The organism is Pseudobythopirellula maris (assembly GCF_007859945.1).
Lineage (GTDB): Bacteria > Planctomycetota > Planctomycetia > Pirellulales > Lacipirellulaceae > Pseudobythopirellula > Pseudobythopirellula maris.
This window is the reverse complement of sequence record NZ_SJPQ01000003.1, coordinates 785,545-801,476: the sequence shown is the minus strand read 5'-3', so window position 1 is coordinate 801,476 and position 15,932 is coordinate 785,545. Positions and strand designations below refer to the sequence as shown.

The window sequence follows — 15,932 nt, the reverse complement described above, 5'->3', positions numbered from 1 at the left end:
ACTCCAGCCCAAGGCGGCTTGCGGGCGCTCTCGGCAGAGCGGATCATCTCTCAGTCCTCGAGCAAGGGGACACTCCTCCCTAGGCATGACCCTGACGCCAATGGCCGCTGCTGAAAAAGTCACCGACCTGAAAATCCGCCGCTGGAAGAAGTCGGACATCCCGGCGATCGTCGCCTGTCAGCGGCGAGCCTATCCCAACTTGGCCGCCGAGAGCCTTCAGGACGAACGAAAGTTCGGCATGCAGCTGGCCGCCTTCCCCGAGGGGCAGTACCTCGCCGAATGGGGGGGCAAGGTGATCGGCTACTGCGCGTCGCTCATCGTGCAGGTCGACGACGGCACGCCGTGGCACTCGTACGACGAGATCACCGGCGTCGGCACGTTCAGCACACACGACCCGGCGGGCGACTCGCTGTACGGGTCGGACATCGCGGTCGACCCGTCCTTCCGCGGCCAGGGCGTGGCCAAGGCGCTCTACAAGCGGCGCCGAGCACTGATGAAACGGCTCAACCTGCGGCGGATGATCGCCGGCGGCCGCCTGCCGGGCTACGCCGCCGTGGCCAAGAGGATGACCGCGGCGGAGTACGTAGCCTCCGTGGAACGCGGCGAACGCAAGGACCCGGCGTTGTCGGTCCACTTGAAGGCGGGCTACCAAGTGCACGGCGTTCACTACGGCTACCTGTCAGACGCCGAGAGCATGAACTACGCCACGCTGCTGGAGATGCCCAACGCGGGCTTCGACCCGGCCAAGCGAATGATCGCCGGCGCCCCGATCCGTCGCACGGTGCGCAAGATCCGCGTCTGCGCGGGCCAGTACCAGTTGCGGCCGATCGAGACCTGGGACGAGTTCGAGCGTCAGGTCGAGTTCTTCGCCGACACGGCGAACGAGAACCACTGCCACTTCCTGCTGCTGCCCGAGATGTTCACCGCCCAGCTGTTCAGCACGATCTCACACGAGTTCGAGTCGATGCAGGCGGTGCGCGAGCTGGCGGCGATGCACGGCCAGTACGTCGATCTCTGCCAGCGGATGGCGATGCTGCACGGGCTGTACCTGGTGGGCGGCTCGCACCCGGTGCTCAACGAGGAGGGCGAACTGCTCAACACCGCCCACCTCTTCACGCCCAGCGGCGAGGTCCACACCCAGGACAAGCTGCACATCACGCCCGTGGAGCGGACCTACTACGGCATGATCCCGGGCGACGCGATCCGCGTGTTCGACACGCCGCTCGGCCGGATCGGCATCCTCATCTGCTACGACGTCGAGTTCCCCGAGCTCGCCCGCTTGCAAACGGTCCACGGCCTGGAGGTGCTGTTCGTGCCCTTCGCCACGTCCGAGCGCAAGGGCTACTGCCGCGTGCGGCACTGCGCCCAGGCCCGTGCGATCGAGAACGTGATTTACGTCGTCGCGGCCGGCTGCGTGGGCAACCTGCCGCAGGTGCGCAGCTTCCTGATCAACTACGGCCAGGCCGTGGTCTGCACGCCGTGCGACTTCTCGTTTCCCAAAGACGGCGTGCTGGCCGAGGCCGAGCCGAACACCGAGATGGTGGTGATCGCCGAGCTGGACCTGAACGACCTGGCGGTGCAGCGCGAGCTCGGCACGGTGCTGCCGCTGCAAGACCGCCGCGGCGATCTTTACCAAGTGACAAGCAGCAGGCCGGTCGAGGTGGTCACCGTGCGGTGAGCGGCTCAGACGCGGCGTCGGCAGCCTAGCGCGACGGCGAGCGGCGTCGCCACGAGCAGCAAGCCCGCGGGCTCCGGCGCCCGCATCACCACTACCTCCCAAATCTCGCCACTAGCAGACGACAAGCCTATTGGGTTGCCGAACACGTGCGGCGCGTTGGCGATCAGACCGCCGTAGACGTAGCCCACGTGAGACTCTTGGCCGATCGTCAAGGCGTCCAAGTCGATCACGCCGTTGTCGTAAGTAGCTACGTCGTGCGTGAGGAAAAACTCGGCGTTGGCGCCGAAACGCATCCGTTCGCCGTCGAGCGTGTACATCTCCGGGAACTCGCCCAGGTAGTGCTGCTCGTACGAGCCGTCCGAGTTGCGGATCACGGAGGTGATCTGGTTCGTGTTGGGGAAGTCCCCGTCGGCGACGAACCCGTCGGCGTCTGCCGCCGGGTTCGTGGGGTCGTACTCCAGGTAAGTGATGCCGCCGAGCAGCACCTCGTGCATCGAGCCGGTCGACTCGTCGAACAGGCCGAACTTGGCCGAGTGGTAGTTGTTCATCGCCTGCTTGAAAACGCCCGCCTCCGCGTCGAGCACACCGCCCGCATTCATCGCGTCGAGTCCGCCGTCGGCTTGGGTCGGCACGCCGTCGGCCGTGATCTCGACCGGCACGGTCCAGATGCCGTCGGTCTCGGTAAACACGCCCGACAAGACCGTGATCCCTTCGACCAACTGGTCCCCCTCGACGCTGAGCGACGAGTAAACGTTCAGGTCGCGGCGGCGGTAGTGCTCTTCGGGCGTCGACGACCCGAGGTGGGTGAACTCCAGGTCGGCGCCGTCCGCTTCGATCGTGAACGTGCGGACCTGCTTGGTGTACTCGCCGTTGAGACGGCCGCGGTAGCGGCCCTCGTAGTCCTGGCCGAAGACGAGGTGCATCTTGCCGTCGACCTCGTGCAGCGAACCGCCCGTGACCTGGAACAGCTCGTCCTCGACCTGCCGCAAATGATCGGACGCCTGCCCCGCGCCCCCTTTCGCCCAGTCGACCAACCCAGACAGATCGAACTCGCTCAGCACGCCAAACGTGCCGCGGGCCGTGTCGTCGTTCGGGTCGTTGTCGCCGTAACCGCCCGTCACGTAGAGACGGTCGCCCACCTGCTCGAACTCGGTGTTCGCCGGCGTGATCGACAGCACCTCGAGATCGGTGAGCCCGCTGCCCGCGTCGGCAGGATCGAGCGTGCGTCGCCACGACTGGCGGGTCTCGGGATCGATGACCCAGACGTCACGGTTCTGCTTCGACTCGGGGATGGTCCCCTGGTCGATGTCGAAGCCGTGCAAGCCGTTCGTCAGACCGCCGATGAGCACCCATTGTCCGTCGTATTCGCCGGCCGCAAACGAGTGCAGGCTCGGCAACTCCACGTCGCTGTAGTCGAGCCGCCGGACCGACAGCCGGTACGGCAAATCACCGCCGACGACCACCGGGCTCACGGTGGCGGTTTGGCTATCGGCCATCGCAACCGAAGCCGCCGCCGAAAGGGCCGACAGAAAGAGTGCTGCAACGAGTGTTTGCTGAGAGATGCGGTGGGGTGTCATCTAAGTTGGCGAGGGGGGCTATTGGTGCGGACGCTTGGTGGGCGGGTAGAACAAGAGAGGTGAACAGACCAGACAGGCAAGATTCGCCAGCCGGCGGGAACATGCGTCGCGCCGAGCAGCACGAGGCCATTCCTAAGGCGACCATTTCATGGGTCGACTTGAGTCTGCATTGAGAGGGCCGCGGCAGAGCGCCACGGCGACAGCCCAGAAAGATTCACCCCGCAGATAATCCGCAGGGAGCAGTCACGAAGGGCGGGCTGTCAGAACTGCATTAGGCAGAATTAGCGGTGGTTCGGGGGCCGCAAGAGCGGCCGCGAGCCGGCGCACAATGAGCCGGTCAGTGCCCCGATCATAGCCAAGGCCACGGGTCCCGTCTAGCAATTTACCGGTTGCGCCGGTGGCAGGGGCTAGAGGAACATGCCCGAACGCCGACAGGCGCCCCCGCGTGGCGGGACGGCTTACACCGTCGGCTTACGCCGACGCGTGCGTTTCGGAGCCGGAGCGCCCCACTCTTTGGTGAGCGTCTCGAACACGTCGGGCGACTCGTAGCGAACCACCCCTTTGGCGTCCGGCATCGGGCCGATCAAGCCGCGGAACACCGGCAGCCCGCGCAGCGCCAGGTCGGTGCTGCAGTCGTCGATGCCGATCTGCGTGTGCATTTTCAGCACGGCGTCGGTGTGGCTGTAGTCCTTGCTGCGGATCTCGCCGTTGGCGCCGCGGGTGACGATGCGAATCGTGGTATCCATGCCTGCTTTCGGACTCGAGCTGTGGGGCTTCGGGAGGGGCGAAGCCGCCGGTGGGGAGGGCCGCGGCCCGTCATGCGAACGGCCGCTTCACCCACCAGGTATCGGCCCCCTAGCGCCAAGGATGGAACAATCACGCGACGGCAAGCACATCGCGTCCATCTCGTCGAACTGGCATATCCCCCCGCGGCCGGAAGAAGCGTCGCCACCCGCACCGGGGCCATCGGGTTGTTCCGGCTGTGCGGGCCGGGGACGGGTTTCAGAGCGGCCCCCCGCCATCAAAGACGCCGTTACCCCATCCGATCCGCAACGCCCCTCCCCCGCCCTTGCTCTAAGCCGTGCCCCCACTCTAAGCCGTTCTTGCCGGCCCAGCCGGAGTGCGATAAACTATAGGGCCCGGGAGCAAAGGCTCGCGGCAAGCGTAGTAAGGTTTCGCCTCAGGCGGAAGCAAACCGCGCGATAAGGAGGATAAGCGAATTGGCTAGCAACCTGATTCGAAATCAGGCGCCCCGCAAGGGGTTGTGGGTTCGAGTCCCATGTCCTCCGCTCCTCGCACGGGTCGGCGCCAGATGGCGCCGACCCGTTTTTTGATGGGTTCCTGAAGTTCTGAGTCACTGCCCCTGATTGTTTATGGGGTCGTCGGCCCAGGTCATTCGGAGTGTCCAGTATTGACCAAGTGCTCCGCTGGACGGGCAGTGGGACATCGCCCCCATGCTCGAGAAAAATCAATTCGAGCCAAGCCTCTTCGTCGGTCGGATTCGGGCCAAGCCGCCGTCGACGGCGAGGATTTCGCCGGTGATCCAATTGTTCGGCGGATCGAGCAACCAAACGACGGCGGACGCCACGTCGCCCGCTTCACCCAGGCGGCCGGCCGCGTGCAAGTCGAGCGAGGCGGCGGCCGACGTTTCTTTTGACCAGATCGACTCGGTGAGTGGTGTTTTGGTCAAGCCGGGCGCCACGCCGTTGAACCGTAGGCCGTACGGGGCGTACGTCGCGGCGGCTGACAAGACCAACCCATTCACCCCCGCTTTTGCGGCTGCGATCGCCTCGTGGTTGGCGAACCCGTGTTGGGCGGCAGCCGAGGAGATCAGGACCACCGATCCCCCCGAACGACGCATCGTCTTGGCGGCTGCACGCACCGTGGCGAAGGCCGAACGGAGGTTGGTGGCGACCACCGAATCCCATTCCTCGTCGGTTGTCAGGTGGGCGGGCTTGAGCAGCAACGAGCCGACAAAGTTGGCAGCCCCGGCGATCGGGCCGAAGGAGTCCACCGCGGCCTTGAAGGCGGCTTCCACCTCTTCGGTTCGCGTCGCGTCGAGCGGATGGGTTGGTGCGCCGAGTTCTTCGCCTAACGCTGTGAGCCGGTCCGAGGGCCTGCCCGCGAGCAGCAACCTGGCGCCGGCGGCGCTCAGTCGCCTGCATGTCTCTGCGCCGATGCCCCCGGCGGCGCCGAGTACAACGTAGGCGGGGGAGTTTTGTGCTGGCTCGTTCATGCTCAAGTCCGGAATTGTACGTCCCATCGAGACTTTAGCGCGACGCTAACCAGCCGACCACCCTCTCGTCCAAGCCGCCCTCATGCAAGCACGGGGGCAAGGTGACTACGCGGCTTGGTGAAAAGCCATTGCGAGACGCCGATCTGGTTCTCAGAAAAGCCCGCCTCGCAATAGGCTAGGTAGTAAGCCCACAGTCTCAGGAACCGCTCGTCGAAGCCGAGGGCTTGGACCTCGGCGATACGCCCCCACAGGTTGTTTCGCCAGGCGGCAAGGGTGCGGGCGTAGTGCGAAGCGAAGTCTTCAACGTGGGCGAGACGGAAGTCGGTCTTGCGTTTCAGGCAGCCGGTGATCGCCGAGGGGCTCGGCAAGAAACCGCCGGGGAAGACGTGTCGCTGGATAAAGTCGACGCCCCGGCGGTAGGTGTCGTAGCGGCAGTCGGGGATCGTGATCGCCTGCAGCAGCATCGCCCCCTCGGGACGGAGCAGTTTTGAGCAAGCGCTGAAATACGTTGGAAGGTACCGCTCACCGACGGCCTCGATCATCTCGATCGACACCAGCTTGTCGTACCGCCCCGTAAGGCGGCGGTAGTCTTCGAGCAGCAGCTCCACTCGGTCGGCGATTCCTGCGCGGCTAAATCGTCGGGCGGCGTAGCCGTGCTGCTCGCGCGAGATGGTGGTGGTCGTTATTCGGCAGCCGTAGTTCTTGACGGCGTGCTCGGCAAACCCGCCCCAGCCCGTACCGATCTCAAGAACATGGTCCTCGGGCCTCAAGCGGAGCTTGCGGCAGATGCGGTCGTACTTCTCCTGCGACGCCTCTTCGAGCGACGACTCAGCCGCCGGGAACACGCCGCACGAGTAGGTCATCGTCGGATCGAGCATCAACTCGAACAGCTCGTTGCTGAGGTCGTAATGGCGAGAGATGTTGCGACGGCTGCCGCTCGGCGTGTTCCGTCGCAGCCAATGGCCCACGGCGAGCAGCGGTTTTCGCAAGACCGGGGCGCCACGCTCAACGCCCTGAAGGGCATCGAGGTTCGCGGCTAGCACGCGGAGCGTTTGGGTGAGATCCGGAGAATCCCAGTCGCCATCAATGTACGATTCGGCGGCTCCGAGCGAGCCGCCCAAGGCGATGCGGCGGTAGAAGCGTGGGTGGTGGACCTCGATCTCTCCCCCCCTGCCCTTCTCGCCGAAAGCACGCTCTCCCCCGGCGTCGCGCACCAGAAGACTGCCGCGTTCGATCATGCCGAGGCGGCGCCTCACCAGAGAACGCAAGAGCCCTCCGTGCCGAGAACCGGGCTGGTTTAAGGGTTGGGGTCTGCCGCGAGCGGTTGACGGGCCTTGGCCGGGGCCGGATCGAGGTTGCGGGGGTGAGGATAGTAGGGACATCGCTTCTGCCAGAGTCGGAGGGCTTGGTAGTAAATGAGCGTCACGACCTGAGCGGTCAACCATGGGTAGCGGATCGCCGCCCGACGGAGCGAGGCTCGCGTGAGGGGGCGTTCGTGGAGCACGAGCGTCGCGTCGAATAGCAGGCCGTCTTCACGCTCGTGACCTAGTGTCACGAGGAGCTTTTCGCCCGGTTCGTTGAGTCGCCAACGATACTCGGCGTCCATCCCCATGAAGGGCGAGACGTGGAACGACTTCGGGTGGGCGAATCGCAAGCTGTCGCTGGACGTGCGATTGTTGTCTGAAAGGACGTAAACATGCCGTTCGCCCCACGGGGTGTTGTTGACCTCGGCAAGCACTTGGCTGACCCGCTCGCCGGCGGCGTCGAAGGCGTAGTAGAGGTTCAGCGGGCTGAAGTAATATCCCCACGATCGCATTTGCGTGAGCAGTCGGATCGGCCCACAGGGACGCTCGCCCGAGTGCCGCTCGATGAGATCCCGGGCCTCGTCCACCAGCGGTTTGTCGGGCGAGAACAAGCGATCCTTGCGGGCGTAGGACCAAGGCGCAATTCGGCGTGTCGGCAGCAACCTCCCGGGCCCGACGAGCCGATCGATCTCGTCCAGGTCGAGGTAGGCCATCACCAGCGAGCCACGGAAGCGGTGGCTCACGGGGCGGCGACGGCGGTGCGCGACGGCGCCCTCGTACAGGCGGCTGTGCATGCCTCGATCCCGATGCCAAATTGCTGAGTGACCGCCAGGGCGCTACGCACGCCGTCTTCGTGGAAACCGTTTCCCCAGTACGCCCCGCAATAGTGAGTCCGATTCCGGCCACTAACCACGTCCCAACGCCCCTGGGCGGCGATCGACTGGGGAGTGAAAGCCGGGTGCGAGAAGCTGAATTCTTTCAGCACGCGACCCGGATCGACCAAGTCGCGCCCGTTGAGCGTGAGCAGCAAAGGACGCCTCGTTGGCAAGCCTTGCAGGCGGCTGAGGTCGTAGGTAACGATCGATGGGTCCGAAGGTCTTCGGCCAAGACGGTAGTTCCAACTCGCCCACGCCGCTCGGCGACACGGCAACAGGGACTCATCCGTGTGAAGAACCGCTTGGTTCTTTTGATAAGGGAGTGCGGCGAGCAGCTCGGCTTCGTCTTGCGAAGAATCTTTCAGCATGGCGAGCGTTTGATCGGCGTGGCAGGCGAGCACGACTTGATCATAACGCTCCACACCGCCCGCCGCGGTTGTCAGCTCAACATCGTCCGCCGTTCGGCGAATCGCCTCGACCGGCTCACAGCACCGCACGCGGTCGCCCAAGTCACGGAGCAACGGCTCTACGTAACGGCGTGACCCGCCAACGATGGTCCGCCATTGCGGGCGGTCGGCCAACTGCAAAAGACCGTGGTTCGCAAAAAAGCCAAGGAGGAATTTCGCCGGGAAATCGAGCACTTCGCGTGGATTCGAAGACCAAATGGCCGCCGCCATGGGGGCGAGATACTGTTCAGCAAACCGGCGGCCAAAGCGGTGCTCGGCAAGGAACTCTCGAACGTTTTGGCCTTCGGCGATTGAGCCCTCAGACGCCGCGCGACGACCGATTCGGTTGAAACGCGCCACATCGACAAGCATCCGCAGGAAAGCGGGACTCAGCAGGTTGGTCTTCTGCGCGAAAAGGCCCCGCAGCGATCCACCCTGGTACTCCACGCCGCTCGTGGGGCAGGTGACGCTGAAACTCATGTCGCTCTGCCGCGATTCAACGCCAAGCAGGTCGAGCAGCCGGCAAAAAAACGGGTAGGTCCGTTCGTTGAAGACCATGAAGGCGACGTCCACGGCGTGGGTTGCGCCATCGAGTTCGACGTCGACCGTCTGGGCGTGACCGCCGGCGTGGCTGTCGGCCGAGAAGAGAGTGACCTCGTGCTCGGAGGCGAGCAGCCGGGCAGCGACACAGCCGCTCACGCCGGCGCCGACTACGGCGATTCGCATCTTATTCCCCCACCTTGCGCGAAGCGGTGGACGGTCGACGAGCGTGGGCGGGGGCAGGTTTGAGGTCCCACACTAGGCCGGCCGACGCCATGATCAGCAGCAAGTAGTACGTTACGTCGATTTCCCACCACCGGAACCCCTGGCGGGCCGAATTCGGGAAGTAATGGTGATTGTTGTGCCAACCCTCGCCAAAAGTGACGAGGGCGAGCCAGAAGTTGTTACGGCTGTCGTCCTTCGTGTCGAACCGACGCGTGCCGAACTTGTGCGCCAGGGAATTGATCGAAAAGGTCACGTGGTAGAGCGCCACCGTCGAAACGATGAACCCCCAAACAAGCATCTGCGGCCCGTTCGTGCCCAGGTGAGGAGCCCAGCTTTCCAGCAAGGCGCCAAGTCCGTACGTGCCCATGGCAAGCAGAGCCGGGGCCGCCACGTCCCAGCGGTCGATCCAGCGCAGCTCAGGGTACTGGAGCCAGTCTTTGACGAGCTTCGTGTCGGTGCCGTAGTTCTCCCGAGTGGTGAACCACAGCATGTGGCTCCACAGGAACCCTTGCTGACGCGGTGAATGGATGTCGTCCGGTTTGTCAGAAGCGCGGTGATGGTGACGGTGATGGGCGGCCCACCAGATCGGTCCGCGTTGCGCTGCACTGCTGCCCAAGAACGCTCCAAGAAACTGCACCACGCGGCTCGTCTTGAAGGCGCGGTGCGAAAAGTAGCGGTGGTAGAAGGCCGTCAGGCCGAACACGCGTGCGTAGAGCAGCACCAGGGCGACGGCCACCGCGGTAGGGCTCCAACCGACAATGAGCGTCAGCAAGCAAGCCGCGTGGAGCAAGAGAAAGGGCGCTACTCGCAACCACTGAACGTCTTCCATACTTCGCATCGATCGCCCAATGTACAGGTGCGGGGTGACAAAGAGCTTTATAGCGGCCGCCCCTCAATCGACCAGCGGTGGAAGTCGGTTCATTCCTTGGATTGGCTCTGAAGCGGCCAGACGCCTGGCGGCCAAGGGATGAAGGGGCTCGTCGTGGAGGCGTAAGAGTCGTAACTGCTTAGCCGCTTCTTGAGCGATCCCTCTAGCAGCGAGACGCCAGAAACGCGGAGCAGCAGAAAGCTCATCAGCACGGGCCCAATGAGAGTTGGCCAAACCACGCCGCTGCCGGTCGAGACCACGTAGATCCCCCACCAGACGAGAAAATCGCCGAAATAGTTGGGGTGCCGGGTCCATCGCCACAAGCCGCTATCCATGACCTCTCCACGGTTCGCGGGGTCCGCCTTGAAGCTTGCGAGCTGCCAATCGCCAATCGTTTCGAAGCCCAAGCCGATCGCCCAGATCGCCATACCGCAGGCCGTCACCCAAGAAAAATCGCCGCCCAAAGCGATTCCCATTTGCAGCGGAAGCCCTATGATCCAGCACAAGATCGCTTGTAATCCGAACACGGTGAGCAGACTGACCAAGGGAAACCACCGCCCATGTTTTTCTCGCATGTCCCCGTACCGACGGTCTTCTTCTTTCCCCCAGTTGCGCCAGAGCAAGTAGCCGCCCAGCCTTGTCCCCCAGATCGTAGCCATCGTGAGCAGCATGACGCTCGTTAATGAGGCAGCCGCGCCAGATTGGAGCCAACTGCTCCAACCTAACAGCACAAAACAGGGGCCCCAGACCGGGTCGGCCACACTCGCGTCCCGCAGTTTCAAGCTCACAAGCCACACGATGAACTGCACGCCAAGGATCAACGCCAAGTTGGTTAGCAGGAGGCTCAGCATGCTGCGGTTATTGGTTGTGGTTCGGGGAGGGAGCTATTGGCATCATACGCCCCGCAGGCAGACGACAAGCGAAAGGATCGGATGAATCTCATACCCTTGGCCGAGGCCGGCCTGTTGCCCGACGCCGCGGTTCGGTTCGGCATCCAACGGATGCTCGCCAAACGCTCGCGCCATGAGGCGAGTGAGGGGGAAAGCGTCTCTTCGCTGGCCGACAGGCTTCGCGAGATGCCCCTCGCCGTCCAGACCGACGCCGCCAACCGCCAGCACTACGAGGCCCCTACCGAGTTCTTCGAGCGGGTGCTTGGCCCACGGCTCAAGTACAGCTGCTGCCTGTTCGAGCAAGAGCGGACGTCGCTCGCCGAAGCCGAAGAAGCGATGCTGCGGCTCACCTGCGAGCACGCCGGCTTGGCGAGTGGGCAGCGGGTGCTCGAACTCGGCTGCGGCTGGGGATCGCTCACGCTGTGGATGGCCGAGCAATTTCCGGATTCCGAGATCACGGCGGTCTCGAACTCCCACAGCCAGCGGCGATTCATCGAGGCCCGCGTTCAGGAGCTTGGGCTCAATAACTTGACGGTCATCACCGCCGACATGGTGCACTTCGACGCCGCCGGACGCTACGACCGGGTCGTCTCCGTCGAGATGTTCGAGCACATGCGCAACTACGAGCTGCTCTTCCAGCGTGTCGCCGGATGGCTCGAGCGGGACGGCGCGGCGCTGGTCCATGTGTTCTGCCACGCCGGTCGGCCTTACCTCTTCGAGACCGAGGGCGCCGATAACTGGATGGGCAGGCACTTTTTCACTGGCGGGACGATGCCCTCCGCCGACCTGTTCGATTGCTTCGACGATGACCTGGCGATCAGCCGCCGCTGGCGCGTCGGCGGGCTTCACTACTGGCGCACTTGTGAGGCGTGGCTCAAGAATCTCGACCACTCGCACGACGAGTTGACCGCCTTGTTCCGCCGTGATCTGTCCCGCCGCGATGCCGGCGTCGCGCTCCAGCGTTGGCGAATGTTCTTCTTGGCTTGCGCCGAGCTGTTCCGCTACGAGGGCGGCGATCGATGGTTCGTCGAGCACTACTTGTTTGAACCGGCTCGCAACGGCAGCACCGCACCGACCACCGGGCCGCCAGCGACGTTGCCCGCATGATTGACGAGCCCGAGGTTGTCGTTGTCGGCGCCGGTTTAGCCGGTCTGAGCTGCGCGACGCGGCTCGTCGAGTCGGGCCGCCGGGTCCGCGTTGTGGAGTCCAGCGACGCGGTCGGCGGCCGAGTGCGGACCGACGTGGTCGATGGCTTCCGCGTGGATCGTGGTTTTCAAGTCTATCTGACAGCGTACCCCGAGGGGCTCCGGCTGCTGGACTACGACCGCCTCGATCTCCGGCCGTTTGCGCCCGGCGCCTTGGTCCGATGGAACGGCAAGTTCCATCGGATCTCGGACCCCCTGCGCGACCCACGCAACGCCGTCGCAACGCTCGCTTCGCCGCTGATGTCTTGGAGCGATAAACTGCGTATCGCCCGCTGGAAACTCCGCGCCGCACTATCAGCTGAGGGGGCAGATAACCCCCCTGGGAAGACAACCGCCGAGATGCTGCGAGCGATGGGGTTCAGCACAGCAGCGATCGATCGATTCTTTCGGCCCTTCTTCGGGGGCGTGTTGCTCGATCGTGATCTGAGCGCCGCAGCCCAGCACAGCTCGTTCCTGTTTCGCATGTTCTCCACGGGCGCCGCCGCGCTGCCGAGCAACGGCATGGGCGAGATCCCACGATCGCTCGCCGAGCGGCTGCCGCCAGGGAGTCTGAGGCTCAATCGCCGCGTCGAGTCGATCGATCCGGGCGGCGTTTGGATCGAAGGCGGCGAGCGGATCGCTTCGAACGCTGTCGTGATCGCGACCGACGCGGCGAGCGCCGCCACGTTTCTTAGTGATAACTCGACTCTGGACGACGACTCGATCGGCGGCTTCCACGGCGTGACCACGCTCTACTTCGCTTGCGACCGCCCGCCACGCCAAGAGCCCATGCTGCTGCTCAACGGCGACGGCGAGGCAGCCGGCCCCGTCAACGATGTGAGTATCCTCAGCAACGTGGCGCCCGATTACTCGCCGCCCGGCAAAGCGCTGGTCTCGGCGACCTTGCTCGGCGCCGATCGCGATCCCGATCGTGCTCTTGCCGAGGCTAGAACGCAGCTTTCCGGATGGTTCGGCGATCAAGTCGACCACTGGAGACTGCTGCAAAGCTACCAGATCCCCCGTGCGTTGCCGCGGATTGGGACCGAAGGCCCCAAGCCGATCGATCCGCCAATCCGAGAGGGACTGTACGTATGCGGAGACTGGCGAAGCTCGGCGTCGATCAATGGCGCCATCGCCTCGGGCCGTGAAACGGCGTCGGCGGTCGCGACGTATTTAAACCAATCGAATCCAACTCAACAGAAACACTCCCCATGCTAGCCGCACGGATTTTCCTCTACGTCGTCGCGGCCCTCTACATCGCCCTGGGGATTTGGTGCGCCGCCTCCCCCGGACCGACCTCGGAGAAGGTTGGCCTTGAGCGTGTCGGGGCTGGTGGGAAGTCGGAGTTCTTCACCGTCTACGGCGGCTTAGAGGTCGGGATTGGTTTGGCCCTGGTGATCCTTGCGTGGAGCGACGCGACCGTCGTCTACGGAGTGCTAACCGCCCTCGTCATCCACGGCTCACTGGTCGCTTTCCGCTCGATCAGCTTCTCTCTCTACGACGCGATGCAAGGCTTCACACTGCGTCTTGCGATCGGAGAGTGGGTGATCTTCCTGATCAGCGGCGTCCTTTACTGGATGATCCGCAAGCAGTGAAACCAACTCACTAGGTTTCCATGCGACCAGTTCGATTCCCTCACGATCCCAAGGTCGCCTGCACGCGCTGATGCCGGAAGGTGTTCGCAATCCGACCGAACCAAGAAATAGGAGACGCCCCTCCTGCCGCTTGCTAATATGACGGCACGGCCGCCCTTCGATCGCCACTCACGAGGGCCGGGATCGCCTGCAATCTTCTCTTGCGACTCTCTCGATGAGTATCGCCATGCACCGAACTATTGTAGCCGGACTGCCTTTGGTTTTAATATGCGTCGGGTGGTCGTCGTGCTTGCACGGCGCCAACCTGCGTAGCGTGGCGTTGTTCGATGGCGAGCGGACTGGCGTCTCGGGCGAGGTGATCAACAACTGGGGAGGCGGCTTCAGCAGCGGCAACGCCGCGTCGTTAACCCTGCAGTCGGCCGTGACCCACCGGGGAAACGGCGCCTACCGGGTCGATCTGGGCCCCACCCCCGCGGGGCAATCACGTTTCTTTCAGACCTTTGCCACCGAGCTCAAGGGCCCGGGGTTGCGGAACACCCGCGACCTGGAGTACTTCGAGCGTTTCGAGACCCAGCTGCGGAACGACACCGGGGCCGACGTCGATTTCACCATCGAGCTGAAAGACCACCGCGACTCGCTAGCGCACTCGGCCACCAAGAGCTTCAGCGTGCCCAGCGACGCCGGGTGGACGCAGATTGAAACCGAGCTCGATCTAGGCGCCGGCTGGAATGTGACCGGCTCGCCGCAGCTCGATCGCACCTACGCGATTACGTTCAAGGTCAAACCGATCGGGCAGTCGGCCTCGGGACCGGTGTACCTGGACGACACGCGACTCGTTGAGCCGGGCCCGCCGCTCGACCCGCTGACCTCTCCGGTACGCGACCTGGCCGAGGCGCTAGCGCGGCGGACGTTCGCCGGTCTATGGGGGGGGCGGAGCCGCGAGTCGGGCTTGGTCCCGAACGTGTCGACCGACGCCGACGCCGGCGCTCTGAATACCACCGCCGGCTTGCTGTGGGCGCTGCCGACCGCGGTCTCTCGCGATTGGGTCAGCCAGACGGACGCCGACGCCTACGTGTCTCGGCTGGCCGACACGCTCGACCACAACCGCGATCAAACCGAGTTCCTGCCGAGCCGATTCCTCAACCTCAATTCGGGCGACCCGCGTGGGAGCTCGGAGGAGAGCCCCGTGGACGCCGCGTTCGTAGCGCTCGGCCTCCACCGCTACAAGAACCAGCCCGGCTTGGACTCGGCGGTCGCGGCGAAGCTCGACGCCACCGTGAACCGATTCGACTTCTCGGCGTTCGCCTACGCCAACGGCTGGCGGTTGAACTACACGCCCGGCAGCGGCGTCGCGCCGGGTGCTTACTCCGGCTACACGACCGAGGGGAAGGTGATCTCGCTGGCGGCCGAGCTATCCGATGAGCACCACTTCGAACTCGACCTGCTCTGGAACTCCGATACCTACCGCACACGCGACTATCTGGCCGACGCCAGCCTTCAGCCGGTTGTCTACGGCGACACCCAGTACCGGGCCCCATTCTCCCAGGCGTTGGTCAATCTGTTCGTCGATCTGTCGGACCGCGGCGTCGACACTTACCCCGACGCCGCGCTGCGCGTGAACCCCTGGCAGAATTTCCAAGACTACGAGGCCGACACCGCGGCTTACCTGGTTCAAATAGGACGCGAGTTTTTCTTCCAGCCCGACGCCGGGCAGGGGGGGCCGCCCTCCGGCTATCAGGCTTACAGCCTCTACAACTTGTATCCCTCGGGGGGAGAGGACAACGAGGACCTCTTCATGCCGTGGAGCACGGCGTTGGCGTTGCTCTCGGGAGCCCCGGGCGCCGAAGACGCCCTGCGTTTCCTGCTCGAAAACGACCTGCACGGCCCGCTGGGGCTGGCCGACTCGGCCCGCTGGTCGACCGGCGCCAATAGCCCCTCCTCTGTCACCGCGTTCCAGGACAACTGGAACCTGGCCCTCTCACTGATGGCCCTGGTGCGCTACATCGATGGCGGTGAAAGCGGCGCCCGTTTCCTGGCTGATCTCCCACAGCTTAGCGACGCGCTCGACACGGTTTTCTTCGAGCCCCTGCCGGGTGACTACAACCGCGATCAGCTCGTCGATCTGAGAGACTTCGAGGAGTGGCGACTGGCGTATGGCACGGCGGACCTAACGGCCGACGGCAACGGCGATGGCATGGTCGACGCGGCCGACTTCACGGTCTGGCGAGACGCTTGGGCGCTGGTTGCCGAGTCGTCGGGGCCCGCTGTCCCCGAACCTACGAGCCTGCTTGCTCTCACGCTTGTAGCAGCTCTCTCTGCTGTAAAGCGACAAAGGGCCTAGCAGGTCTTTACGGCTCCAGGCTTTGCTCGACCACCGGGCAAGCTGGTTTCACGTTGATCATCCGGCTGGCCGCAGATAGTGATTTAATAGAGACGTCAGAAGGATTTTGCTTGCCTCTGGCGGATGAGGAGCGTTACAACGAGGCAGTGACGCTGTTAGTCAAAGCCATTCGG

13 protein-coding genes and 1 tRNA gene are annotated in these 15,932 nt (G+C 64.3%); 6 read left to right on the top strand and 8 right to left on the bottom strand.

Annotated elements, in window-relative coordinates:
• The first annotated feature begins 85 nt into the window (after positions 1 to 85).
• Positions 86 to 1,678 carry a bifunctional GNAT family N-acetyltransferase/carbon-nitrogen hydrolase family protein gene (locus Mal64_RS15940; RefSeq protein WP_197525818.1) on the top strand — a complete coding sequence of 531 codons (1,593 nt, stop codon included), beginning with the start codon at positions 86 to 88 and terminating at the stop codon, positions 1,676 to 1,678.
• 5 nt (positions 1,679 to 1,683) lie between these two features.
• Here Mal64_RS15940 and Mal64_RS15935 read toward each other — a convergent pair whose 3' ends face one another.
• Both Mal64_RS15935 and Mal64_RS15930 read right to left on the bottom strand, forming a co-directional pair.
• Complete coding sequence (locus tag Mal64_RS15935) at positions 1,684 to 3,255, bottom strand: hypothetical protein (RefSeq protein ID WP_197525817.1); 1,572 nt, start codon at positions 3,253 to 3,255, stop codon at positions 1,684 to 1,686.
• Between the two features lie 458 nt (positions 3,256 to 3,713).
• Positions 3,714 to 4,001 (bottom strand): hypothetical protein, encoded by a 288-nt coding sequence (locus Mal64_RS15930; RefSeq protein WP_146402037.1) that lies wholly within the window; start codon positions 3,999 to 4,001, stop codon positions 3,714 to 3,716.
• Positions 4,002 to 4,461: 460 nt separating this feature from the next.
• Here Mal64_RS15930 and Mal64_RS15925 point away from each other — a divergent pair.
• Positions 4,462 to 4,544 (top strand) — tRNA-Ser (locus Mal64_RS15925).
• A 179-nt stretch (positions 4,545 to 4,723) separates the two neighbouring features.
• On the opposite strand, the gene Mal64_RS15920 is transcribed toward Mal64_RS15925, so the two are convergent.
• From Mal64_RS15920 to Mal64_RS15895, 6 genes are all read right to left on the bottom strand, one after another.
• A complete protein-coding gene (locus Mal64_RS15920; protein ID WP_146402034.1) occupies positions 4,724 to 5,491 on the bottom strand; it encodes an SDR family NAD(P)-dependent oxidoreductase in 768 nt (255 codons plus the stop codon).
• Positions 5,492 to 5,571: 80 nt separating this feature from the next.
• Positions 5,572 to 6,759 carry an SAM-dependent methyltransferase gene (locus Mal64_RS15915; RefSeq protein ID WP_197525816.1) on the bottom strand — a complete coding sequence of 396 codons (1,188 nt, stop codon included), beginning with the start codon at positions 6,757 to 6,759 and terminating at the stop codon, positions 5,572 to 5,574.
• Positions 6,760 to 6,788: 29 nt separating this feature from the next.
• The gene (locus Mal64_RS15910) at positions 6,789 to 7,589 is read right to left on the bottom strand and encodes a DUF1365 domain-containing protein (RefSeq protein WP_146402030.1); all 801 of its coding nucleotides are present in this window, start codon (positions 7,587 to 7,589) and stop codon (positions 6,789 to 6,791) included.
• Positions 7,535 to 8,842 carry an NAD(P)/FAD-dependent oxidoreductase gene (locus Mal64_RS15905; protein ID WP_146402028.1) on the bottom strand — a complete coding sequence of 436 codons (1,308 nt, stop codon included), beginning with the start codon at positions 8,840 to 8,842 and terminating at the stop codon, positions 7,535 to 7,537. The genes Mal64_RS15910 and Mal64_RS15905 overlap by 55 nt, the downstream gene beginning before the upstream one ends.
• A 1-nt stretch (position 8,843) precedes the next feature.
• On the bottom strand, positions 8,844 to 9,653 hold the full coding sequence (locus tag Mal64_RS15900) for an acyl-CoA desaturase (RefSeq protein ID WP_197525815.1): 810 nt from the start codon (positions 9,651 to 9,653) through the stop codon (positions 8,844 to 8,846).
• Between the two features lie 146 nt (positions 9,654 to 9,799).
• A complete protein-coding gene (locus tag Mal64_RS15895; RefSeq protein WP_146402024.1) occupies positions 9,800 to 10,600 on the bottom strand; it encodes a DUF1295 domain-containing protein in 801 nt (266 codons plus the stop codon).
• 81 nt (positions 10,601 to 10,681) lie between these two features.
• Here Mal64_RS15895 and Mal64_RS15890 point away from each other — a divergent pair, with 81 nt between their 5' ends.
• From Mal64_RS15890 to Mal64_RS15875, 4 genes are all read left to right on the top strand, one after another.
• Positions 10,682 to 11,746: an SAM-dependent methyltransferase gene (locus Mal64_RS15890; RefSeq protein ID WP_146402022.1), complete on the top strand. Its 1,065-nt coding sequence runs from the start codon at positions 10,682 to 10,684 to the stop codon at positions 11,744 to 11,746.
• A complete protein-coding gene (locus tag Mal64_RS15885; RefSeq protein WP_197525814.1) occupies positions 11,743 to 13,041 on the top strand; it encodes an NAD(P)/FAD-dependent oxidoreductase in 1,299 nt (432 codons plus the stop codon). Before Mal64_RS15890 ends, Mal64_RS15885 begins: the two co-directional genes overlap by 4 nt.
• On the top strand, positions 13,035 to 13,418 hold the full coding sequence (locus Mal64_RS15880) for a hypothetical protein (protein ID WP_146402020.1): 384 nt from the start codon (positions 13,035 to 13,037) through the stop codon (positions 13,416 to 13,418). Before Mal64_RS15885 ends, Mal64_RS15880 begins: the two co-directional genes overlap by 7 nt.
• Positions 13,419 to 13,644: 226 nt before the next feature.
• Complete coding sequence (locus Mal64_RS15875) at positions 13,645 to 15,759, top strand: PEP-CTERM sorting domain-containing protein (protein WP_146402018.1); 2,115 nt, start codon at positions 13,645 to 13,647, stop codon at positions 15,757 to 15,759.
• Positions 15,760 to 15,932 lie beyond the last annotated feature (173 nt).